Here is a 20,812-nt window from a genome sequence, read left to right as displayed (position 1 = left end):
TATTCTCACAACGCGCTCGGTGCAACCTCGTCCGCGAGGTTCTGCCGCACCACGTACTTCTGCACCTTGCCGCTGGCGGTGCGCGGGAAGTCGTCGACTCCGTGGAGTTCCTCCGGCCACTTCTGTGGCGCCAATCCCATACCATCGAAATGCGCCCGCAGCTCCGGCATCGTCGGCAACGCGCATCCGGGCTTGACGCGGACGACCGCCGCCGCCCGCTCCCCCATCCGGGCGTCGGGCACCGCGACCACCACCGCCTCGGCGACCGCAGGCATCGCCAACAAGACCTCTTCGACCTCGACGGCACTGATGTTCTCGCCGCCGCGGATGATCACGTCGGCCTTACGGTCGGTGATGGTCAGATAGCCGTCGGCGTCGAGCACGCCGACGTCGCCGGTGTGATACCAGCCGTCGGCATCGAAGGCCGCCTCGGTCAAGGCCTCGTCGGTATAGCCGAGGCACAGATCGGGGCCACGACTGAGAATCTCCCCGTCGGGAGCCAACCGGATCTCCACACCGGGCCGCACGTCGCCGTCGGTGAACAGTCGCTTGTCCTCCGGGGCGCTCGGCCGCGAACCGGTGATCGAGGGGTGTTCGGTGCTGCCGTAGGACCGGAACACGAAGATGCCCAGATCCGCCAGCCGGCGGGTGACCGCCGCGGGCACCGTCGATCCACCCAGCCCGACGTGGCGGATATGACACAGGTGATCGGCGGTGAAATCCGGGTGATCGAGCAAACTAGTGACGAAATACGGCGGCCCGCCGCCGATCGACACCCCCTCGTCGGCCATCAAGGCCAGCACCTGCGCAGGATCCCAGGTATCGGCGAGGTCGATCGGCGCGCCCTCGAGCACCGGGATCAGAAACGCCGAAACCATCCCGATGAAGTGCCCGACCGGCGTCGCGGTCAGCTGCCGACCGCGGTCCTTGGGGTAGTTGTCGAGCAGCTGACGCGTCTCGAAGCAGAGCGTCTGGTGACTGTGGATGACGCCCTTGGGATTTCGGGTGGTCCCAGAGGTGAACGCGATCAGCGCCGGCGCACCGGGGTCGGTGTCGAGCGTGCCCGCCATCGGCTCGGCGGCCAGTAGGTCTTCGAAGCGCTGTCCGGCAGAGCTTCCGCCGCTGCCGTCCACCACACTCCCGCCGCTCCCGCCCACCACACTCCCGCCGCTCCCGCCCACCACACTCCCGCCGCTCCCGCCCACCACCCCGATGATCGGGACATCGGCGACAAGTCCGGGCGCGAACGTCATCCGCCCGAACTTCTCGGCGGTGATGAACACCCGCGGTTTGCTGGCCGCCAGGATGTAGCCCAGTTCCTTGGGCCCGTAGAAATGCACGATCGGCACCACCACCGCCCCCAGGAATGCCGCGGCCCAGAAGGTCGCCGCGGCCTCCATCCAGTTGGGCAGTTGGAACGCCACCACATCTCCGGGGCCGACGCCCCGGGCAGACAGTCCGGCCGCCAGCCGGCGCGCGGTTTGCTCCACGTCGCCGAAGGTGCCACGCCACGGGCGAACCGCGGAGTGCACCTCGAACCGGCCGTCGGGTGTCTCGGAGAGGCACGCCGTGAGTAGGTCACCGAGGGTCTCTCGGGTCCACCACCCGTTGGCCTCGTAGTGCCGCGCCAGGTCGTCCGGAATCTTTCGCATGACGCCCGCGATGCTATTCTCCTAAACCGAGAATGCCAATATCTTCATTGGAGAGTCATGGTTGATGTCGAGCTGGATGAAGGATTGGCGGTCATCACCATCGATCGTCCGCAAGCGCGCAACGCGATCGCCCCGGAGACGATGGATCAGCTCGATCGTGCGCTCGACGCGGTAGCCGCGGCACGGGCCGTGGTCATCACCGGCGCCGGCGACCGCGCCTTCGTCTCCGGCGGAGATCTCAAGCAACTCGCCGCAATCCGCACCGAACCGGACGCCGCCGCCATGGCCTGGCGGATGCGCACGCTGTGCGATCGGATCGCGGCTTTCCCGGCGCCGGTGATCGCCGCGCTGAACGGCCATGCGCTCGGGGGCGGCGCCGAGGTGGCGGTTGCCGCCGATATCCGGATCGCCGCCGCCGACGTCAAGATCGCCTTCAATCAGGTGTCGCTGGCGATCATGCCGGCCTGGGGCGGCGCCGAGCGCCTGGCCGCACTGGTTGGAAACAGTCAGGCGCTGTTGCTGGCCGGCACCGGCACCATGCTGGACGCCCCGGCGGCCGAACGGATCGGTCTGGTGAACAGGGTGGTGCCCCGGGAGTCGTTCGAGGCCGAATGGCGCGGCCTGGCACGGTCGCTGGCCAATCCGTCAGCGGGCGAGATCAAGCGGGTGCTGGCCGGCGCGACGGCCGACGAGGCGGTTGCGGCGTTCGCCCGGCTCTGGGTCGCCGATGAGCATTGGGCGGCCGCCGATCGCCTGCAGCAAGGCCGGGCGCAACGTTAATGCGCCGCGCGCCCCGACGACACTGTGGCGGCGCCGGCGGCCGGGTCTCCCGGTTCGCCCTCGAGTCGGCGCAGCCATCGCTCGACGAACTCGACGGTCTCGGCGTGGCCCAGTCTCATACCCAGCGCCTCCTGTTCGATGATCAGCATCCGCGACGCACTGGTCATCAACACCATCAACACCGTCGCCGAAAACTCCTCGTCGTCGATCCCATAGCGCGTCAGCAGCCCGGCCACCGTCTCGATCTGTTCGGCGCGAAGCCGTTCCGCGTAGCTGGCGATCTCGGCTCGCAGTCCCTCACGTTCGTTGGCCAGGGCAATGAACTGCATGGTCAACGCAGTCCCCGCCGTGTCGTTATTGAATCGCCACAGCGCCCACAGCGGCTGCGGCGACTCCAGCACCGCGGCCTGCTCTTGCAAACCCTGATCACCACGTCGGCGAAACACCGCCAGGAACAGGTCGTCCATGGTCCGGAAGTAATAGTGCACGAGTTGATGTTTGAGGCCCGCCTGCTCGGCGACCCGGCGCGAACTGACCGCACCGGCGCCGGCGGTCACCAGAAGCTGTTCCGCGGCGTCGAGCAGCAGCGTCCGGTTCTTCGCGTCAGGCGCCCCAATTCTGCGCTGTCCCTTACCCGATTCGGGCATACCGGCCACTCCGCATCGTCGTCATCCACCTTTACACGTCCGGCGGCCAGCGTAATGCCGCGCCAACCCTTGACCCCCGGTCCCACCCATGCTAAGCAGGTGCACAGCACTTGTCAGGCAATTCTTTAGAGAGGCCTCCCTTGACTGACTTCGACACGATCGACTTCTTCACCGATCAGTCCCTGATACCCGATCCGCACCCGTACTTCGATTACCTGCGGAACAAGAGCCCGGTGACGCGGCTCAATGCCTATGACGTGGTGGCCGTGACGGGACACGAAGAGGCGAACGAGGTCTACCGGGACTCCGAGACCTACTCGAACCTGGTCGCGGTGGGCGGGCCATTCCCGCCCCTGCCGTTCACCCCCGAAGGTGATGACATCGGCGAGCAGATCGAGGCGCACCGCCACCTGATGCCGATGAGCGAGCACATGGTGACCATGGACCCGCCGATGCACACCAAAGCCCGGTCGCTGCTGAACCGGCTGCTGACACCGAAACGGCTCAAGGAGAACCAGGACTTCATGTGGCGCCTGGCCGACCGGCAACTCGACTATTTCATCGACGGCGGCACGTGCGAATTCCTCTCCGAGTACGCCAGGCCGTTCGCGTTGCTGGTGATCGCCGACCTGCTCGGCGTGCCCGAAGAGGACCGGCCGACGTTCCAGGAGGTCCTCGGCGCGCCGCAACCGGGTGCCCGGATCGGCGCGCTCGATCACGAGGAATTGGCGCACGACCCGCTGGCCTGGCTGGACGACAAGTTCAGCCGGTACCTGAGCGACCGGCGGGAAAATCCGCGTGGCGACGTGCTGACCGATCTGGCCACCGCCACCTATGAGGACGGTTCGATCCCCGAGATCGCCGACGTGGTCAAAAGTGCCACGTTCCTGTTCGCGGCTGGACAGGAGACCACCACCAAACTGCTCAGCGCGGCGCTGCGGTTCCTGGCCGAGGACCCCGGCCTGGTCGCACAACTGCGTGAGGACCGCAGCAAGATCCCGAACTTCCTCGAGGAGACGCTGCGGATGGAGAGCCCCGTCAAATCCGACCCCCGGCTGGTGCGCAAGACCACCACATTGGGCGGGGTCGAACTGAAAGCCGGCACCGTCGTGGTGATGTTCCCCGGGGCGATCAACCGCGATCCCCGCAAGTTCGAGAATCCGCACGAATTCCGGATCGACCGGCCCAATGTGCGCGAGCACCTGGCGTTCGCCCGCGGCAGCCACACCTGCCCGGGTTCGCCACTGGCGCGCTCGGAGAGCCGAATCTCGCTGGAACGCCTCTTGGACCGGATGACCGACATCCGGCTGGATGAGTCGCAGCACGGCCCGGCTGGTGACCGTCGGTTCAGTTTCGAGCCGACCTTCATCCTGCGGGGCTTGACCGAGCTGCACCTGCAGTTCACACCGGTGGCGGCGCCCGTCCCCGCCGGGCTCTGACGCACTGCGCTGACCCAAGGGACCGACAGCCATGACGGTGACCACCGCCAACACCAGTGAAGTGGACTACGACCCGTACAACATCGAACTCAACCGCGATCCGTACCCGACGTTCCGTCGGCTCCGCGAAGAGAAGCCGCTGTATTACAACGAAGAACAGGACTTCTATGCGCTGAGCCGGTTCGACGATGTGCACGCCGCGTTCTCCGACTACCAGACGTTCAGTTCGGGCAAGGGCGCCGTTCTGGAGATCGTCAAGTCGGGCATGGAGATTCCGCGGGGAATCCTGGTGTTCGAGGATCCGCCGGTCCACGACATCCACCGCAATCTGCTGACCGGGATGTTCACCCCACGCCGGATGAGCGCCCTGGAATCGCAGATCCGGGAGTACTGTGCGCGCTGTTTGGACCCACTGGTGGGCACCGGTCGGTTCGACTTCGTCAACGACCTCGGTGCGGAGATGCCGATGCGCGTGATCGGGATGCTGCTGGGCATTCCCGAAGAGCAGCAGCAAACCGTCACCGATCACGGCGACGCCCCCATCCGCACCGCGCCGGGCGAGAAGATGACCGACAACCCCGACGGTCCGTTCGCCACCGGCGACGTGTTCGCCGACATGATCGACTGGCGCGCCAAGAACCCCTCGGACGACTTGATCACCGAGCTGATGAACGCCGAGTTCGAGGACGAAACCGGCACCCGACGCCGATTGACCGGCGAGCAATTGCACCTGATTCTGATGGTGCTGGCCACCGCCGGCAGTGAGACCACCACCCGGCTGATCAGCTGGACCGGCAAGGTGCTGGCCGAGCACCCCGACCAGCGGGCCGAACTCGCGGCGAAGCCGGCACTGATTCCGCGGGCGGTCGAGGAGCTGCTCAGGTTCGAACCGCCGGCACTGCATGCGGCCCGCTACGTCACCCGTGATGTGGAGTACTACGGCCAGACCGTGCCCGAAGGATCCGCGATGCTGCTGATGATCGGTGCGGCCAACCGGGATCACCGCCGGTTCCCGCCCGACGGAGACGTCTTCGACATCCACCGGGACCGCCGCCCGCACCTGAGCTTCGGTTACGGCACCCACTTCTGCGTCGGCAACGCGCTGGCCCGCTTGGAGACGCGGATCGCCATCGAGGAGATCCTCAAGCGCTTCCCCGAGTGGGAGGTCGACCTGACCCACGCCCAGCTCTCGCCGACGTCGACGGTGCGGGGCTGGGCCTCCATGCCGACGATCATTCCCTGAACCCCGTAGTTTTCCAGAATTTTTCCGCGACAACAGAATTGAGGTTTCCAATGACTGGACGTGTTGAAGGCAAGGTCGCATTCATCACCGGTGCGGCACACGGGCAGGGCCGCAGCCACGCGGTGCGGTTGGCCCAGGAGGGCGCTGACATCATCGCGATCGACGCCTGTAAGCCGGTCGTCAAGGATTCGCCCATCCCGCCGGCCACGCCGGAGGAGCTGGCCGAGACCGCCGACCTGGTCAAGTCGCTGAACCGCCGAATCTTCACCGCAGAGGTCGATGTGCGCGACTATGACGCCCTCAAGGCCGCGGTGGACGCCGGCGTGGAGGAGTTGGGCGGCCTGGACATCATCGTTGCCAACGCCGGCATCGGCAACGGCGGCGACACCCTGGACCAGTGCAGCGAACACGACTGGCAGGAAATGATCGACGTCAACCTGTCGGGCGTGTGGAAGACGGTCAAAGCCGGTGTTCCGCACCTCATTGCCGGCGGCAAGGGCGGCTCGATCGTCCTGACGAGCTCCGTCGGCGGGCTGAAGGCCTACCCGCACTGCGGCAACTACGTCGCCGCCAAACACGGAGTGGTGGGCATCATGCGCTCCTTCGCCGTCGAGTTGGGGCAACACAACATTCGCGTCAACAGCGTGCACCCCACCCATGTCAGCACCGGCATGATCATGAACGAGGGCACCTGGAAGATGTTCCGGCCGGACCTGGAGAACCCGGGCCCCGACGACATGGCGCCGATCTGCCAGCTCTTCCACACCCTGCCGATTCCGTGGGTGGACGCGGTGGACATCAGCAACGCGGTGCTGTTCCTCACCTCAGAGGAGGCCCGCTACATCACCGGCGTCACCTTGCCGATCGACGCGGGAAGCTGCCTGAAATAGCCGCGGACGCAACTCCGGACAGCTGGGAGGCGATCTCACCGGAGTGGATGACCGCTGCCATCAGCGGTCATCACCCCGGTGCGGTGGTGGATGCGGTCTCGGTGGCGAACCGCGACGACGGCACCAACCGTCGAGCACGCTTGGCGCTGCGTTACGCGGCGGGCGATGGACCGGCTACGGTCTTTGTCAAGGCGATCGATCCCGAACACGCCGACCTGGTCGAGCTGACCAGCGGCCTGTACCACGAGCCGCGACTATTTCTCGCGCAAGTTGCGTTGCCCCTTGACCATCCGAGGGTCTATCACGCTGTGATCGATGAGGAGCGCCGGGACTTTCTGCTGCTGATGGAGGACGTGGTGGCCCGCGGGGCCGACCCGCGCGACGCGACCCGGCCACTCAGCGTCGACGAGGCGGCGCGCGGAGTGCGCGGACTGGCCCGGTTGCACGGCGCTTTTTGGGGAGAGCGCATCACCGACAACCCCGCGCTGAGTTGGGTGGAACCGTTCGTGCCGTTCGTCGGCTTGGAGCTGGCGCCGCTGGACATCGCATACCAGCGACTGGGCCACTCCGTTTCCGCGAAGATCACCGCGATGAGCGGTGCGGAACTCTTCGGTGACATCTGGGCCCGCTACATCCGCGGCCTGACCCGGGGCTCACAGACCCTGCTGCACGGCGATCCGCACATCGGCAACACCTACCTGCTTCCCGATGGCGACGTCGGCTTCCTGGACTGGCAGATGGTGCGGCGCGGCAATTTCTCGCTGGACCTGGGCTATTTCCTGCAGGGTGCGCTGAGCATCGACGACCGGCGCGCCAGCGAGCGGGCATTGCTGGAGGAATACCGTGACGCCCTTGGCCTTCCGGCAGCAGAGTTGCCCTCGGCAGAGGAAATCTGGTTGCACTATCGCGCCTCGGCGGCGCACGGCCTGGCGATCTGGATTGCCACGCTGTCCGGCGGCGACAACTGGCAGCGCCCGGACATCAGCCTGGCCTTGGCGCAGCGCTACGGCGCGGCGTTCACCGATCTGGATACCCGCGGGGCGCTGGACGCCCTTACCAGGTGACGGGGAGTTCGTAGACGCCGTAGGCGAGCCGGTCGTTCTTGAACGGGATCTCGTCGATGCCCACCGCCAGTTTCAGCGTGGGTATCCGCCGGAACAGCGTGCGGAAGGCGATCACCATCTCGGCGCGGGCAAGCTGCTGCCCGACGCATTGGTGCGGGCCGAATCCGAACGCCATGTGCTGGCGCGCCGGGCGGGCCAGGTCCAGCACCTCGGGCTCGGGGAACACAGTCGGATCCCAGTTGGCCGGCGCCAGGTCGATGATGATGCCGTCGCCGGCCCGGATGGTCTGGCCGGCGATCTCGATGTCCTCGAGGGCCACCCGGCGCTGGCCGGTGTGGATGATCGACAGGTAGCGCAGCAGTTCCTCGACCGAGTTGGCGATCGCGGCGTCGTCGTCGCCGCGGAACACTGCGGTCTTCTCGGCGATCTTGTCGGGCTCACACAGCAGGGCCACGATGCCCAAGCCGATCATATTGGCGGTGGTCTCATGCCCGGCGATGAGCATCCCGGTGCCCAGCTGGGTGGCCTCACGTACCGACAGCTCACCGTTTTTCACCCGCTTGCCCAGATCGGAGACCATGTCATCGGCCGGCTCGGCCATCCGGGTCTCCAGCAACCGGACCAGGTACTTGGAGAGTTCGGTGGCACCCGCGGCGAGGTCGTCGGAGGTGGCGTTGCGGTCCACGCCCATGGTGGCGTGCTGCTGGAAGAACTCGTGGTCGGAGTAGGGCACGCCGAGCAGCTCGCTGATGACCAGTGAGGGAATAGGCAGCGCGAATCCCTCGATCAGGTCGGCCGGTTGCGGTCCGGCCAGGATCGCGTCGAGGTGTTCGTCGGTGATCCGTTGCGCCACCGGAGTCATCGCGTCGACCCGCTTCATCGTCAACGACGGAGACAGGATTCGCCGGTACCGGATGTGGTCGGCGCCGTCGGTGGTGAAGACCGACTTGGGCCGGTGATTCACGCTGGCACGCATCATCTCGTTCCAGTGCGGAAAGCCGGGCTGATGGTCGTCGACGCTGACCCGGGGATCGGAGAACAGCGCGCGCACGGTCTCGTAGCCGGTGATCAACCACGGCGTGCTGCCGTCCCAGATCCGCACCCGGCTCAGCGGCCGCTGTTCGGCCAGCGCCATGGTTTCCGGCGGCGGCGCGAAGGGGCACCGGCCATCCCGGCTCATCGGGTACTGCGGGGTTGTGGTGGCCGCAAGTGTGGTTGCGTGGGTCACGCTCACTCCTCGACGATCTGAATGGCTCCGGACGGACAGACTCGGACGGCTTGCCGAACGGCGTCGGCCAGCTCTTGCGGGGGGTTGTCGTCGAGCACGACGACGACGCCGTCCTCGTCGCGCTGATCGAACACACGCGGTACCAGACCGACGCACTGGCCCGACGAGGCACAGATGTTCTGGTCGGCGGTCACCCTCATGCCGGACCTTCGCGAAAGGGGGTGACCGGCGCAAGCCACAACCCCACGATTGCGTCGATGAGACCGGAGCCGGCCTCGGCCCAACTGATCGAGGTGGAAGCGCCTGAGGCGAGGGCACGTTCGTGGTCGGCGCAGGTGTGCATCAGCAGATTGCGCGCCATCACGTTGCGAGCCCGACGGACTCGGACCGGCAGGTCCGGCAGGCAACGGTTGATCCCGTCGATGACCTGCACCAGGGACGGTGAACTCAGCGCGTCCTTGACAATGATGTCGTGGTAGGCCGGGTCGGCCATCACTTGGGCGGCAAAGCGCGCGTACCAGGTCGGATTCCCCAGCACAGCAAGGTGTTCGGTGAGCGGGCGGGCCAGACACGACACCCAGTCACGCAATTCGGCGGAGTCCGCGGCACGGGCGACCATCTCCTCGCGCAACCGCTCGACCGGAATCCGGTGCCGGCGTTCGATCTCGCGGACCAGGTCGGTCTTGGTGCCGAAGTGGTAACCGACGGCAGCGTTGTTGCCCTGGCCGGCAGCCTCACTGACCTGGCGGTTGGAGACCGCGAACACCCCGTGCTCGGCGAACAGCCGTTCCGCAGCAGTCAGGATCGACTCCCGCGTGCCGTTGGCCCGTTCTGCCCGCACAGCCCTGTCAGCGGTGGTCACAGCGTCAGTCAACCCCGCCTCAACAATTAAGTCAAGCGCTTGATTTAACGATTTCGGTCGCTGCGGCTAAAGATCGCCTTGCCGGCCACCGTGCCGCCGTCGACCGGCAACACGACGCCGGTCACGTAGCGGGATCGTTCACCCACGAGGTACAGCGCGGCCTCGGCGACATCGGCCGCGGTTCCTTCCCGCTTCAACGGCCGATTGGCGCGCATAGTCTCGCGGATCGTCGTTTCGTAGCGCTGGAGGGCATCCGGGTCCAGGTTCGCCGCGGCCGAGGACGCCACGAACGGCGTCGGGACATTGCCGGGCGCGATGGCGTTGACCCTGATGTCGTAGTGGGCCAATTCGATTGCGGCGGACTTGGTGAACTGGATGACCGCAGCCTTCGACGCGCGGTATGTCATCACCCCGCCACCGGCTTGGATGCCGCCGATCGACGTCAGGTTGAGAATCGACCCACCGCCGGTCTTGGACATCTGGCGGGCGGCGTCTCGGGTGCCGGCCATCACGCCGAGCACATTGACCGCCATGATGCGCTGAAAATCGGCCAGGTCGTCGTCGAAGAACCGGTTGTGCATGGTGCCCGAGACGCCGGCGTTGTTGACCATGATGTCCAGTCCGCCGAACTTCTCGACGGCCAGTTCCACCAGCGCGCCCACCTGGGCCGGGTCGGCGACGTCGGCGACCCGGAAGATGGCCTCGGCGCCGAGCTCACCGGCGAGCGCCTCGCCTCGTTCGGAATCCAGATCGGCGATGAGAACGCGGGCGCCTTCGGCGAGAAAGCGTTCGGCGATCCCCCGCCCGATTCCCGAGGCTGCGCCGGTGACGATCGCCGTCTTGCCCGCCAGCTCGTTGACCATCGACCACCCTTCGCCAGGAACACTCGCAGCGGTTCGACTCAACCCGCTGCGCCCCGATCAGTCAAGCGACTGATTTAATCCAGCGGGAAGGGCGATTCGACGGCGGTCAGGGCGTGAACCGGATGTGCAGTCTGGTCAGCCCGCGCAGGATGAAGGTCGGCAGGTACCGGTACCTACGCCGCCCGGGCGGACCGTGAACATCCTCGTCGATCCAGATCTGCGAGGTGCGGTCGAAGAGCCGCTGAAGGCTGACGACCGCCTCGGTGCGGGCCAGCGGGGCGCCGGGGCAGCTGTGCGGGCCGCGGCCGAAGGCCACGTGATTGCGTGCGTTGCCGCGCTCGGCGTCGAAGACGTCCGGGTGGTCGAACTTGTCCGGGTCCCGGTTCATCGCCGCATTGACCAGCATCACGATCGTGCCTGCCGGGATATCCACGCCGCCCACGGTGACCGGCACCCTGGCCATCCGGAAATCGCCGCGCACCGGGCTCTCATAGCGCAGACATTCCTCGATGAACCGCGGCAGCAGATCGCGGTTATCCCGCAGTCGCCGTTGCAGCGCCTGGTCTTCGGCGATGATCATGACCGCTGTCGACAACAGCCGCACGGTGGTCTCCTGGCCGGCGGCGAACAGGTTGGCCGCCACCCGGACAGCGTCGATCACCTCCGGCGTGCTGCCGTCGGGAAAGGTCGCCGAGGCCACACCGGTCAAGACATCACCGCGCGGGTTGGACCGCCGGTCAGAGATGTACTCGGTGAACTTGCCGTAAAGGTACTCCAGCGGCGTGTGGGTCATCGCATCACCGGAACTGCTCCCGATGGTCCCGGTGGCGCCCTTGAGCAGTGCCGCGCGAAATTCGTCGTGATCGGATTCGGGAACACCGAGCAGATCCGCGATCACCAGCATCGCAAACGGGTTGGCGAAATCACTGATGAATTCGCACGATCCGTCGGTCAACACCTCGTCGTACTGCTGGTCGGCCAACCGCCAGATGAATTCCTGACTCTCCTTGAGTCGTTTGGGCGTGATCATCCGGGCGAGCAACTCCCGGTGCGCGGTGTGCTTCGGGGGGTCGAAGGTGGGTAGCTGGTCGCTGAACGGCAATTCGTCGCGATACTTCTCGATCAGCGGCGAGACGTCGTCTCCCCCCTCCAGCCGAACCGGGAAACCCGGGAACGGACCGGTCACCGACACGCACGCCGAGAACCGTTCGGTGTCGTTGTAGATCACCACGCCTTCGTCGTAGCCGGTCACCATCACTACGCCGTGGTGCGGTTCCCGGCGCAGCGGGCATTCGTCTCGCAGCTGTGCGAGGTAGGCGTACGGGTCATGCAGCACCGCGTTGTCGGTGAAAAAGTCGACCGCGTCGATGTCGGCTCGGCCGGTGATGGTCACTCGGATATCTCCACTGCCTGGTAGCTGTCCAGCATCTCCATGTTCGGCAGTGCCATCTGAAGATAGAGGTCGATGTGGGAAATCTTTCCGTCATCGGCGAACTCGTAGACCGACAGCGAGTTCACCACCGACGTGAAGTCACCGACCTCGCTGCGCTCCTCGAGTTCGAGGAACACCACACCGTCGACCTCGCTGACCCGCTTGAACGACGCCTCCCACTGCGACGACGGCGCCCAGTTCGCCAGAAACCCCAGATACTCAGGCCAATTCATGACCTCCTTGAAATTGCCGACACGCTCGAACTTGCGGGTGTCGACCAGTGCCGCCAGCGGGGCCCAGTCGTCGGCGGTGAAGCCGGGCCGCTTGGCGGCGTCGGCCAGCCGTTTGACCGTCTGGGTGTACAACAGCACGGTGTGCGCCCGCCCGCTATAGCCGTCGATGACCTCGTCAATGTCGTTCATTGCAACTCTTTTCTCGCGGGCGGTGTTCGCGGTCAGAGGGAGACTCCGGCCTTCTCCAGGCAGCGGTGCAGCGCGTCCACATACTCGGTGGTGCCGTGGAACGGGCCGCTGACTCCGATCGCGACCTCCAGGAACGGGCTGTACTCGTCGTTGACGTGGGTCTCCCAGCGCGACACCTCGCCCTTGTCGTTGGTCTCGACGAAGCTGTAGGAGTAGAAGCCCATGGTCTTGCCATCTTTGGTAGTGCCCTGCCACCGGGTCTTCATCACGAATCCATTGTCGGCGGGCCAGTAGTTGAAGCTGGCCGGTTTCCAGTCGGGAAAAGTCAGCGAGTACGCCTTGGCCTCCATCGTGGCGGCCTGCGCGGTGTCGGCGGGAAACTCCTTGAGCAAGAAGACCTGATCGCCGGTGAAGTACGGCGAGACGTACACACCGTCATCGGCGAAGGTCCACGCCTCGTAGGTCTCACCGCCCTGAACCCCTTGGCGCAGATAGGCGTTGCGGTACGCCTCGGCCATCCGGCGGTGGTGCTCGATACGTTCCCGGATATCCATGCTGTTCACCCTTCGCTTCGGTGGTTTGAGTTCCCGGACATGGCCGCGATGCAGTTGTCGACGACCGAGTGGAAGTGCGCGATCACCACTTCCTCCTTGACCAGTGCCATGTAGCTGAGCATGCTGTTGCGCAACCCGGCCTGCTGGCGCGGCATCTGGTCGTAGTCCTGTTGCAGGGCCTCGAAGTACTTGTAGCTTCCGGGCTCGTCGACCACGATGGGTTCTGCGACGAACGACGCTTTGTACTCCTCGGGCAGGTACATGTAGCTGGCCACGTGCCAGACGCAGCGATGGGGATCGCCGTCCGGGTCCGGCAGCGCCATGATGATGTGGGCTTCGCCGGCGCGAATGGTCATGAAGAAGTTGGGGAACAACACCCAGCCATGGCTGTCGCTCATCTGGGCGTCGGTCAGTCCGCTGACGTCGAGCCCCATGCCGGTCAACGTGTCGCGGGTCGCCTGCTGCAGCAGGGTCCGGGCGGTGACCCCCTCGGGGAAGCTCAGTGCACCCTCCGGCGATTCGTACTGCGCCACCAGCTCTTTGAACCGGGGCAGCACGGCGGCCGTCGAGGGGAAGGTGTCGGGCAGCGCCATGGTTCCTTCGACCTGCTCCGCCGGGGTGGCACCCACAACGTCGAATGGGGCGACGGCGACACTGTGCCGGTCGAAGAACCGATACCGGGTGGTTGCCGGGTCGATGTTGATGACCCGCAGGAGTTGCGGGTGGATGCCGTTGATGTGGTAACCCTCCTGAAAGGCGTCCATGACGACCTTCCAGTTGCAGTCGATGCGCTCGGTCACGTCCATCACGGTGACCATCTCGTCGAGGTGGTACGGGGCGAGCATCGTGGCGATCTCGTCACCGATGAACTCCGACAGCGGCGCGGCATCCGGGTCCGGGTTGAGGAAGATGAACCCGGCGAAGGTGTCCACCGGGACTTCGATCAGGCCGTGGGTGTCCTTGTCGATCGGTCCGGCCAGATCTTCGCGCAGCATGCCGGTGAGCTTGCCCTGCAGGTCGTAGGACCACAGGTGGTAGTTGCACAAGAAGTTGCGCTTGGTGTTGCCGCGCGCCTCCGGGCAGAGCAGGTTGCCGCGATGACGGCAGGCATTGACAAAGCCGCGGATCTTGTCGTCCTTGCCGCGCACCACGATGAACGACTGGTCGAGGATCCGGTACTGCTTCCAATCGCCGGTCTTGGCCAGTTCGTCGTCCCGCCCGGCCACCTGCCAGGTCTTCATCCAGACCGATTCACGTTCCACTGCAGCGAATTCCGCGCTGGTGTAGCGCTCGGTCGGGATCTGCATCCGGTACCGGTCGGGGCCGATGTCGTCGAGGGACGTGGCGTTGTCGACCCAAGTCCCTGGGAGCGTTGTCTGCACGGCGTGCCTCCTCATTTGTGACTGGCATCACGACTATACATCGCTGTATATTCAATACAAGAGTGTTTATCGTGGCCTGGCTCACATAGCTGATTCGCGAGAGGTGGCGCATGGTGCGGTCCCGGATGGAGGTCTGGGCAGACGATCCCGCAGGCGCGGTGCTGTGGGCGGGCGGGCTGATCTGCGACCTCGCCATGGCCGGGTGGGACGTCGTCGTGCGGCTGCCGGTCCCGTCGGACGGCCGGTCCCTCGAGATCCTCGGGGCAAGCGTCTGTGGACACGAGGAGCAGTACGTACCACACGAGTCGGCCGGCCCACTGGTGACGTTGAGTGACGCTTCTCCCGACCCGGATCGCGAACGCGAGGCCCTGTCGTACCTGTGCGGACCGGTCGGATCGGACAGGCTGTCATTCGCCGACAACGGCTTTCGGCATCGGCTCAGTGTCGGAGCACGGGCGTTCAAGGCCCATGCACTGAGGGCTTCCGGCCTGCCGGGAGAAGTGGCCACCACCGAGCTGTTCTGGCCGGCGATGCCCCTACCGTTCTCCGTGGAAGGATCGAGCGATGGCCGAACGCTGGACGATGCAACGACGCCTCGAACACACCCGAAACCTGCTGTTAGACGCCGCTGAGGAGGTTTTCGCGCGCCGCGGGTTCGACGGCGCCGCGCTGGAGGACATCGCGGACGTCGCCGGCTACACCCGGGGCGCCATCTACTCGCACTTCGGCAGCAAGGCCGAGTTGTTCCTCGCGGTGATCGAACGGCAGCGCCAGCAGTTTCTCGATGGGTTCGCCGACGTCATCGCCACCTTCCACCGGCTCGACGAACTCGACATCGACGAACTCGCCGAACGCTGGCGCCAGCTCATCACCAAAGAGGGACCCGACCGTTCGGTGCTGGGCTACGAATTCACCCTGTTCCTGCTGCGCAATCCCGATGCCCGCGAACGCGTCACGGCCCAGCGCGAGGAGACCGCACACGCCCTCGCCGACTACATCACCAAAGGCGCCGCGCGGCTCGGCGGCGAACTGGCCATGCCCGCGCTGGAATTGGCCCGCGTCATTCTGGCGGCCAATGACGGCGTCACCTTGAACAGTCTGCTCGACAATCAGGCCGTGTTCCGACCCTTCCTGCGCATGGTGGTCGCCAACATCGTTGCCCCGCGGGGTGACTGAGCACCGCTATTATCAGGGGACGTTCGGTTTGATCTCCTCAGCCACCCACTGCGCATAGTCGAGGTACTCCTCGACTCCGCGCACGGACGGCAGCGGCACGGCACTGACGGTCACGCCCTGCTCGCCGAGCCAGCTCAGCCGGTCGATGATCTCCTGGCCGCTCATCCCCGAGCGGGCGTTCGGGTCGCCGCGGGCGACGTGGCCCTCCCCGACTCGGGTGGTTGCCATGCCGTGCACCACATCGAAGGCGCGCCCGTCGTACTCCGGCTGGGATTTGATGAAGTCCACCCGTTCGGCGATCTGCTCCGGCGGGGTCAGGAAACTCCACCACCCCGAGGCGAACTTCGCGGCCCGGCGTAACGCCGCATCCGCGTCGCCGCCGATCCAGATCGGAGGATGGGGCTTGCGTACCGGCTTGGGCTCGAACGCCACGTCGCTGAACGAGACGTAGCGGCCGTCGAACCGCGGCGACTCGCTGGTCCACAGTTCGATAATCGCCGCCAGGTATTCGTCGGCGATCCGTCCGCGCTCGGTGAAAGGCACGCCGAGCAGTTCGAACTCGCGCTGCAGCCAACCCACGCCAAAGGTGACCATCATGCGGCCGCCACTGAGCCAGTCTGCGGTGGCGAGCGCCTTGGCGAGCACGATCGGCTGGTGCAGCGGCAGCACGGTGACGCAGGAATTGAGCATGATCCGCTCGGTCGCCCCGGCGAGGTAGGCCTGCGCGGCCGTCGACTGAAAGTAGTGCGGGCCGGAGAGTTCGACATGCTCGGCCGGGATGACGATGTGCTCCGGGACGGCGATCATGTCGTAGCCCAACTCATCAGCGCGCTTGGCCATCCGGGTCTGGTCGGCTCCGGTGACAGTGGCCTCCCACGGCTGCATCATCGCTTTCAACCGCAGCATGTGGGGCAGGCTGAACACCAGCTTCATCCGCGCGACTCTACAACAGTAGAGTTGGCTACGGACTAGACTCACCGGAACCATGCGACGAAAGCCCAATCCAGACCAGCGCCGGCGCGAGCTCTGCGACACCGCCATCCGACTGCTCGCCGACGAAGGCGTGAAAGGGGTCAGCCATCTCAAAGTGGACCGGAAGGCTGATGTCCCGGATGGGACCACCTCGTTCTACTTCCGCACCCGATCGGCGCTGCTGCAGGCCGTTGCGATCAGGATCTCCGAGCTGGATCTCAAGGACCTGACCGCGGCGGCCCGAACCCAGTCATCGCCCGCCGCGGCCACCGCGGACCAACCATCCGCGCTGGCCACCCTGGTGATGCGGTCTGCGCGCGGGGCCAGACTGGTACGCACCAAGGCGCGCTACGAACTGGCGCTGCAGGCCGTCCGAGACCCTCTGCTCGACGAGGCATTTCGCAGCTACCGCGATCAGTTCCACGCCCTGATCCGCGACGTGGTAATGCAGTTGCGACCCGCGGAGGACGACCCGGACCAAGCACTGGCGGACCGACAGGCCTACGTCGTGATGATGTTCATCAGCGGCGTGATGCAGGCCTCCGCGAGCGGGGACCGCAGGATCCGGAGCGCCGAGGAACTCGACGCGCTCATTTCGGGCATCGTCGCCGGAGTCGGATCTTCCGCCGCTCTACGGAAATAGAGTAGCGTTACCGCGCAACGAAAGGATCTGCGATGACTGCGGTACAAGGTGATTCGGGCGTGCTGGCCGGCGAGACCCGGATGCTGGTGGACGGCGAGTTGGTGCAGACCAGCAGCGGGGCGACGTTCGACGTCGTGCACCCCGCCAGTGAACAGGTGGTCGGAACCGCCGCCGACGGCACGGCCGACGACATGGAACGTGCGGTCGGAGCGGCCCGGCGGGCGTTCGACGAAGGCGAGTGGGCCCATGATCTGGATTTCCGCCTCCACTGCCTGATGCAGCTGCAGGCCGCGCTGGAGTCCGACAAGGAACGGCTGCGACGCATCCTGATCACCGAAGTGGGATGCCCGGTCACGGTCACCGGCAGCCAGATCGAATCTCCGATCGCCGAGGTGAAGCATTGGGCCGATCACGCCCGCGCTTTCGAATACCTGGTGGACACCGGTCTGCACGACACCCCGCTGGGTCCGGCGCGCCGCAAGCTGCACTACGAGCCGATCGGTGTGGTCGGTGCGATCACCCCGTGGAATGTGCCGCTGTATCTCAACATCGCCGAGACCGTTCCGGCGTTGCTGGCCGGTAATACCGTCGTGCTCAAGCCCGCTCAGCTCACCCCGTGGTCCGGTAGCGAACTGGGCCGGATCGTGGCCGAGCAGACCGATATTCCGGCCGGCGTCTTCAATGTCGTCACCTCGAACGCCAACGAGGTCGGCGCGGCGTTGTCGGCGGACCCGCGGGTCGACATGATCACGTTCACCGGTTCCACGGCTACCGGTCGCGCCATCCTGGCGGCCGGTGCCGCCACGGTGAAGAAGACGCTGCTGGAGCTCGGCGGCAAGTCGGCACACATCGTGCTCGACGACGCGGACTTCAATTCGGCACTGCCGATGGCCGCGATGATGGCCTGTGTGATGTCGGGTCAGAGCTGCGTCTTGCCATCACGGATCCTGTTGCCCCGCAGCCGCTACGACGAAGGCCTAGCGGTGCTGAAGGCTTCGATGGAGAACTTCCCGATGGGAGATCCGTGGGCCCCGGGCAATATGCAGGGCCCGCAGATCAGTGACACGCAGCGGCGCAAGGTGTTGGGGCTGATCGCCTCCGGCCTGGATTCGGGCGCACGATTGGTCACCGGCGGCGGCATCCCGGAGCACCTGCCCGTCGGCTACTACGTGCAGCCGACCCTGCTGGCCGATGTCGACCCGGACAGCCAGATCGCCCAGGAGGAGATCTTCGGCCCGGTGCTGACCGTGACGCCCTACGACAGTGACGACGAGGCGGTCGCGATCGCCAACAACTCGATCTATGGACTCTCCGGTGAGGTCAGCAGCGCCGACGTTGACCGGGCCATGGCGGTGGCGACCCGGATGCGTACCGGCAACGTCAGCATCAACGGCAAGAGCCACTTCGGCATCGACAGCCCGTTCGGCGGCACCAAGCAGAGCGGCCTGGGTTACCGCAACGGCGCGCAGGGATTCACCGAGTACCTGCACATCAAGACCATCGGGATGCCGGAATGACGCTTCCGGTCGGCGACCACCTGGAGATCTCCGCGCTGCTGTACCGCTACGCCCGCGCCGTCGACACCAAGGATTGGGAGCTGTACCGGTCGGTCTTCACCGACGATGCGATCATCGACTACTCGTCGGCGGGTGCCATCTGCGGTACCCGCGACGAAGTCGCCGACTGGCTGGCGACCGGGTTCGCCGCGATACCGATGTCGATGCACTACATCACCAACATCGAGATCCTCGAGCACACCGATGAAACGGCCAGCGTACGAGCCATGTTCTACAACCCGATGCGGCTACCGGCAATGGCCGACTTGAGCTACTGCGGCGGCTATTACCATCACGATCTGGTCAGCACCGGCGACGGCTGGCGCAGCCGCAACCTGCGCGAGGAGAACCTCTGGTTCACCAATCCTCCGGACTCAACACAGGAAGTCCAGCAGTAATACGTTGACCTGCTCGGCCTGTTCGATCTGCGGGCAGTGGCCGGCGGCGTCGACGACAAGCGCATAAGCAACCGGTGCGCATCGACTCGGGCAGTCCTCGTCGAACCCGGGGGCGGAAATATGATTCTCGTATTCTGTCATATCTGACATACTTTTATCGCACATGTATATACGTTATGTTGAAGAGCGTCACTCTTCCCTGGGTATGTCAAGGAGGTTGTGCTGATGACCAGGCTGAAGTCCGACGCTGCCGCCGACACCGCTCCGGGGTCACAGACGCTGGCCAGGGGCCTGGCGGTGTTACAGGCGGTGGCCGCCACGCCGCAGGGGCTGACCATCCAACAGACCGCCGACCGCATCGGCGTGCACCGGACCATCGCCTACCGCCTGCTGAACACACTGACGAGCAATCGGCTGGTGGCCAAGGGAGATGACGGCCGGTTCCGTTCGGCAGCCGCCCTCGCCGTGCTCGGCGCCTCCTTCGACAACAACATGCGCCAGCTGAGCCTGCCGACGCTGCGCGCGCTCGCCGAGGAGCTCGAGACCACCGTGTCGCTGCTGGTCGCCGAGGGTGACCAACAGGTGGCCGTCGCCGTCATCGTGCCCACCCAGGTCGGGTACCAGCTGGCCTTCCACGAGGGCAGTCGTCATCCGCTGAGCCTCGGTGCCGCCGGTATCGCGTTGTTGGCCGCCATGCCGCGGCGCCCAGACGAACGAGACATCGTCCCGCAGACCCGGGAACGCGGCTGGGTGGTCACCCACGACGAGATCGAGCCCGGGACCTTCGGGCTGGCGGTTCCGGTCCGCCGCCGACCTCCCGCACCACCGACCTGCATCAACCTGATCTCGCACCGCGAGGATGTAGTGCTGCGCGGTCGCGACGCCGTGCTGGCGGCGGCCAGTCGGCTGTCCGAGATCCTCAGCTGAAATCCGCGGAGAGGACAACTCCCATGCCGTCCGGCGATGGTCTTCGGCTTCCGCGCCGTACGCGCGGCGACCACCGTGCCCCGAGCGCACTGAGGATGTTTTTCCGCTGCACACCCGGACGGAAATGATATTCTTCCCGGCAAAGAACTTGAGTCTTTGGCAGGGCGTCGCCACCGGGTGTGCGCACAGCAGTGGAGGAGTCCGTGAGAGCCGCTAGGCAGTTCGCCGCCCCCTTGCTGGCGGGCGCCTTGGCGCTCGGAGGCACGCTGGTGGCCGCAACCCCGGCCGGCGCCGATGACGCGCACCGGGTCCGCTACTCGGTCAGCGCGACGGAGACGGCGCAGGCATTGATCTACTACCGGGAGGTCCAGCCGCCCAACTTCGGCGAGTACAGCCACAATCCCTACCAGTACAGCCCGCGTGCCGACGTCACCGTCGGGCCCAATCAGCCCTGGATATTCGAGACGACGCTGGCCGACCCGCAGGACTGGGCAATGGTGGTGGTGTCGCTGCCCGGGCATCGTCAGGAGCTTGCCGCGCCCGGGTTCGTCTGCGAACTGCGCGTCGACGACGTCGTCGTCGCCACCGACGCGGGCACCAGGGGTGCGCTCTGCTCGCTGCGCACCTGGTGAGGCACCCCGGTGCTACCGTTTTGAGTCGGTCATGTGAGCGCCCGTTGGTG

23 protein-coding genes and 1 pseudogene are annotated in these 20,812 nt (G+C 65.9%); 12 read left to right on the top strand and 12 right to left on the bottom strand.

The genetic code is table 11. The features are described 5' to 3' along the window. Positions 1-5 precede the first annotated feature (5 nt). Positions 6-1,652 carry an AMP-binding protein gene (locus G6N23_RS03175; protein WP_095174023.1) on the bottom strand — a complete coding sequence of 549 codons (1,647 nt, stop codon included), beginning with the start codon at positions 1,650-1,652 and terminating at the stop codon, positions 6-8. A 57-nt stretch (positions 1,653-1,709) separates the two neighbouring features. Between G6N23_RS03175 and G6N23_RS03170 the strand changes: the two genes are divergently transcribed. Then, positions 1,710-2,432, top strand: coding sequence for an enoyl-CoA hydratase/isomerase family protein (locus G6N23_RS03170; RefSeq protein ID WP_085261730.1), 723 nt, complete (start codon positions 1,710-1,712; stop codon positions 2,430-2,432). Here G6N23_RS03170 and G6N23_RS03165 read toward each other — a convergent pair. Continuing rightward, the gene (locus tag G6N23_RS03165; protein WP_085261729.1) at positions 2,429-3,079 is read right to left on the bottom strand and encodes a TetR/AcrR family transcriptional regulator; all 651 of its coding nucleotides are present in this window, start codon (positions 3,077-3,079) and stop codon (positions 2,429-2,431) included. The genes G6N23_RS03170 and G6N23_RS03165 overlap by 4 nt on opposite strands. Positions 3,080-3,219: 140 nt before the next feature. Here G6N23_RS03165 and G6N23_RS03160 point away from each other — a divergent pair, with 140 nt between their 5' ends. From G6N23_RS03160 to G6N23_RS03145, 4 genes are read left to right on the top strand one after another with little or no spacing between them, the layout of a single operon-like run. Beyond that, the gene (locus G6N23_RS03160; RefSeq protein WP_085261728.1) at positions 3,220-4,518 is read left to right on the top strand and encodes a cytochrome P450; all 1,299 of its coding nucleotides are present in this window, start codon (positions 3,220-3,222) and stop codon (positions 4,516-4,518) included. A gap of 31 nt (positions 4,519-4,549) precedes the next feature. Continuing rightward, positions 4,550-5,761, top strand: coding sequence for a cytochrome P450 (locus G6N23_RS03155; protein ID WP_085261727.1), 1,212 nt, complete (start codon positions 4,550-4,552; stop codon positions 5,759-5,761). A gap of 50 nt (positions 5,762-5,811) precedes the next feature. Next, positions 5,812-6,651 carry a mycofactocin-coupled SDR family oxidoreductase gene (locus G6N23_RS03150; RefSeq protein WP_085261726.1) on the top strand — a complete coding sequence of 280 codons (840 nt, stop codon included), beginning with the start codon at positions 5,812-5,814 and terminating at the stop codon, positions 6,649-6,651. A 47-nt stretch (positions 6,652-6,698) separates the two neighbouring features. Next, on the top strand, positions 6,699-7,715 hold the full coding sequence (locus G6N23_RS03145) for a phosphotransferase (protein ID WP_085261725.1): 1,017 nt from the start codon (positions 6,699-6,701) through the stop codon (positions 7,713-7,715). Here G6N23_RS03145 and G6N23_RS03140 read toward each other — a convergent pair. The 8 genes from G6N23_RS03140 to G6N23_RS03105 form a co-directional block, all read right to left on the bottom strand. Further along, positions 7,705-8,895 (bottom strand): cytochrome P450, encoded by a 1,191-nt coding sequence (locus G6N23_RS03140; RefSeq protein ID WP_085261868.1) that lies wholly within the window; start codon positions 8,893-8,895, stop codon positions 7,705-7,707. The genes G6N23_RS03145 and G6N23_RS03140 overlap by 11 nt on opposite strands. A gap of 50 nt (positions 8,896-8,945) precedes the next feature. Further along, positions 8,946-9,143 (bottom strand): ferredoxin, encoded by a 198-nt coding sequence (locus tag G6N23_RS03135; protein ID WP_085261724.1) that lies wholly within the window; start codon positions 9,141-9,143, stop codon positions 8,946-8,948. Beyond that, positions 9,140-9,805, bottom strand: coding sequence for a TetR/AcrR family transcriptional regulator (locus G6N23_RS03130; RefSeq protein WP_085261723.1), 666 nt, complete (start codon positions 9,803-9,805; stop codon positions 9,140-9,142). Before G6N23_RS03130 ends, G6N23_RS03135 begins: the two co-directional genes overlap by 4 nt. A gap of 44 nt (positions 9,806-9,849) precedes the next feature. Continuing rightward, positions 9,850-10,668: an SDR family NAD(P)-dependent oxidoreductase gene (locus tag G6N23_RS03125; RefSeq protein WP_085261722.1), complete on the bottom strand. Its 819-nt coding sequence runs from the start codon at positions 10,666-10,668 to the stop codon at positions 9,850-9,852. A gap of 106 nt (positions 10,669-10,774) precedes the next feature. Beyond that, complete coding sequence (locus tag G6N23_RS03120) at positions 10,775-12,061, bottom strand: cytochrome P450 (protein WP_085261721.1); 1,287 nt, start codon at positions 12,059-12,061, stop codon at positions 10,775-10,777. Beyond that, entirely contained in the window at positions 12,058-12,522 is a 465-nt protein-coding gene (locus G6N23_RS03115) for a hypothetical protein (RefSeq protein ID WP_085261720.1), read from the bottom strand. The genes G6N23_RS03120 and G6N23_RS03115 overlap by 4 nt, the downstream gene beginning before the upstream one ends. A 32-nt stretch (positions 12,523-12,554) precedes the next feature. Then, entirely contained in the window at positions 12,555-13,076 is a 522-nt protein-coding gene (locus tag G6N23_RS03110) for a hypothetical protein (protein ID WP_085261867.1), read from the bottom strand. Positions 13,077-13,081: 5 nt separating this feature from the next. Next, positions 13,082-14,458: an aromatic ring-hydroxylating oxygenase subunit alpha gene (locus tag G6N23_RS03105; RefSeq protein WP_372509027.1), complete on the bottom strand. Its 1,377-nt coding sequence runs from the start codon at positions 14,456-14,458 to the stop codon at positions 13,082-13,084. 125 nt (positions 14,459-14,583) lie between these two features. Between G6N23_RS03105 and G6N23_RS03100 the strand changes: the two genes are divergently transcribed. Both G6N23_RS03100 and G6N23_RS03095 read left to right on the top strand, forming a co-directional pair. Further along, entirely contained in the window at positions 14,584-15,090 is a 507-nt protein-coding gene (locus tag G6N23_RS03100) for a hypothetical protein (RefSeq protein WP_133055494.1), read from the top strand. Beyond that, positions 15,023-15,634, top strand: a complete 612-nt coding sequence (locus G6N23_RS03095) for a TetR/AcrR family transcriptional regulator (RefSeq protein ID WP_085261718.1) — start codon at positions 15,023-15,025, stop codon at positions 15,632-15,634. The genes G6N23_RS03100 and G6N23_RS03095 overlap by 68 nt, the downstream gene beginning before the upstream one ends. 12 nt (positions 15,635-15,646) lie before the next feature. On the opposite strand, the gene G6N23_RS03090 is transcribed toward G6N23_RS03095, so the two are convergent. Continuing rightward, positions 15,647-16,567 carry a TIGR03619 family F420-dependent LLM class oxidoreductase gene (locus G6N23_RS03090; protein WP_085261717.1) on the bottom strand — a complete coding sequence of 307 codons (921 nt, stop codon included), beginning with the start codon at positions 16,565-16,567 and terminating at the stop codon, positions 15,647-15,649. A gap of 52 nt (positions 16,568-16,619) precedes the next feature. Here G6N23_RS03090 and G6N23_RS03085 point away from each other — a divergent pair, with 52 nt between their 5' ends. The 3 genes from G6N23_RS03085 to G6N23_RS03075 are packed head-to-tail and all read left to right on the top strand — an operon-like array spanning position 16,620 to position 19,203. Then, positions 16,620-17,249, top strand: a complete 630-nt coding sequence (locus G6N23_RS03085) for a TetR/AcrR family transcriptional regulator (protein ID WP_085261716.1) — start codon at positions 16,620-16,622, stop codon at positions 17,247-17,249. A 32-nt stretch (positions 17,250-17,281) separates the two neighbouring features. After that, positions 17,282-18,766: an aldehyde dehydrogenase family protein gene (locus G6N23_RS03080; protein ID WP_085261715.1), complete on the top strand. Its 1,485-nt coding sequence runs from the start codon at positions 17,282-17,284 to the stop codon at positions 18,764-18,766. Continuing rightward, a complete protein-coding gene (locus G6N23_RS03075; protein ID WP_085261714.1) occupies positions 18,763-19,203 on the top strand; it encodes a nuclear transport factor 2 family protein in 441 nt (146 codons plus the stop codon). Before G6N23_RS03080 ends, G6N23_RS03075 begins: the two co-directional genes overlap by 4 nt. Here G6N23_RS03075 and G6N23_RS22545 read toward each other — a convergent pair. Beyond that, positions 19,180-19,272, bottom strand: a pseudogene (locus tag G6N23_RS22545) (alpha/beta fold hydrolase); the annotation flags it as partial. The gene G6N23_RS03075 and the pseudogene G6N23_RS22545 sit on opposite strands and share 24 nt — an antisense overlap. A 156-nt stretch (positions 19,273-19,428) precedes the next feature. Here G6N23_RS22545 and G6N23_RS03065 point away from each other — a divergent pair. After that, positions 19,429-20,130 (top strand): IclR family transcriptional regulator domain-containing protein, encoded by a 702-nt coding sequence (locus G6N23_RS03065; protein WP_085261866.1) that lies wholly within the window; start codon positions 19,429-19,431, stop codon positions 20,128-20,130. A 203-nt stretch (positions 20,131-20,333) separates the two neighbouring features. Next, positions 20,334-20,762, top strand: a complete 429-nt coding sequence (locus G6N23_RS03060) for an Rv2576c family protein (RefSeq protein WP_095174257.1) — start codon at positions 20,334-20,336, stop codon at positions 20,760-20,762. Positions 20,763-20,812 lie beyond the last annotated feature (50 nt).

Origin of the sequence: Mycolicibacter terrae, from assembly GCF_010727125.1 — a bacterium.
Lineage (GTDB): Bacteria > Actinomycetota > Actinomycetes > Mycobacteriales > Mycobacteriaceae > Mycobacterium > Mycobacterium terrae.
This window is presented reverse-complemented; position numbering and strand designations above follow the sequence as displayed.

Excerpts from the sequence above, each read along its gene's own strand:
- G6N23_RS03175 (WP_095174023.1), bottom strand. The coding sequence starts at position 1,652 with ATGCGAAAGATTCCGGACGACCTGGCGCGGCACTACGAGGCCAACGGG.
- G6N23_RS03170 (WP_085261730.1), top strand. The coding sequence starts at position 1,710 with ATGGTTGATGTCGAGCTGGATGAAGGATTGGCGGTCATCACCATCGAT.
- G6N23_RS03165 (WP_085261729.1), bottom strand. The coding sequence starts at position 3,079 with ATGCCCGAATCGGGTAAGGGACAGCGCAGAATTGGGGCGCCTGACGCG.
- G6N23_RS03155 (WP_085261727.1), top strand. The coding sequence starts at position 4,550 with ATGACGGTGACCACCGCCAACACCAGTGAAGTGGACTACGACCCGTAC.
- G6N23_RS03150 (WP_085261726.1), top strand. The coding sequence starts at position 5,812 with ATGACTGGACGTGTTGAAGGCAAGGTCGCATTCATCACCGGTGCGGCA.
- G6N23_RS03145 (WP_085261725.1), top strand. The coding sequence starts at position 6,699 with ATGACCGCTGCCATCAGCGGTCATCACCCCGGTGCGGTGGTGGATGCG.
- G6N23_RS03140 (WP_085261868.1), bottom strand. The coding sequence starts at position 8,895 with ATGAGCCGGGATGGCCGGTGCCCCTTCGCGCCGCCGCCGGAAACCATG.
- G6N23_RS03135 (WP_085261724.1), bottom strand. The coding sequence starts at position 9,143 with ATGAGGGTGACCGCCGACCAGAACATCTGTGCCTCGTCGGGCCAGTGC.
- G6N23_RS03125 (WP_085261722.1), bottom strand. The coding sequence starts at position 10,668 with ATGGTCAACGAGCTGGCGGGCAAGACGGCGATCGTCACCGGCGCAGCC.
- G6N23_RS03115 (WP_085261720.1), bottom strand. The coding sequence starts at position 12,522 with ATGAACGACATTGACGAGGTCATCGACGGCTATAGCGGGCGGGCGCAC.
- G6N23_RS03110 (WP_085261867.1), bottom strand. The coding sequence starts at position 13,076 with ATGGATATCCGGGAACGTATCGAGCACCACCGCCGGATGGCCGAGGCG.
- G6N23_RS03100 (WP_133055494.1), top strand. The coding sequence starts at position 14,584 with ATGGAGGTCTGGGCAGACGATCCCGCAGGCGCGGTGCTGTGGGCGGGC.
- G6N23_RS03095 (WP_085261718.1), top strand. The coding sequence starts at position 15,023 with ATGGCCGAACGCTGGACGATGCAACGACGCCTCGAACACACCCGAAAC.
- G6N23_RS03090 (WP_085261717.1), bottom strand. The coding sequence starts at position 16,567 with ATGAAGCTGGTGTTCAGCCTGCCCCACATGCTGCGGTTGAAAGCGATG.
- G6N23_RS03085 (WP_085261716.1), top strand. The coding sequence starts at position 16,620 with ATGCGACGAAAGCCCAATCCAGACCAGCGCCGGCGCGAGCTCTGCGAC.
- G6N23_RS03080 (WP_085261715.1), top strand. The coding sequence starts at position 17,282 with ATGACTGCGGTACAAGGTGATTCGGGCGTGCTGGCCGGCGAGACCCGG.
- G6N23_RS03075 (WP_085261714.1), top strand. The coding sequence starts at position 18,763 with ATGACGCTTCCGGTCGGCGACCACCTGGAGATCTCCGCGCTGCTGTAC.
- G6N23_RS03065 (WP_085261866.1), top strand. The coding sequence starts at position 19,429 with ATGACCAGGCTGAAGTCCGACGCTGCCGCCGACACCGCTCCGGGGTCA.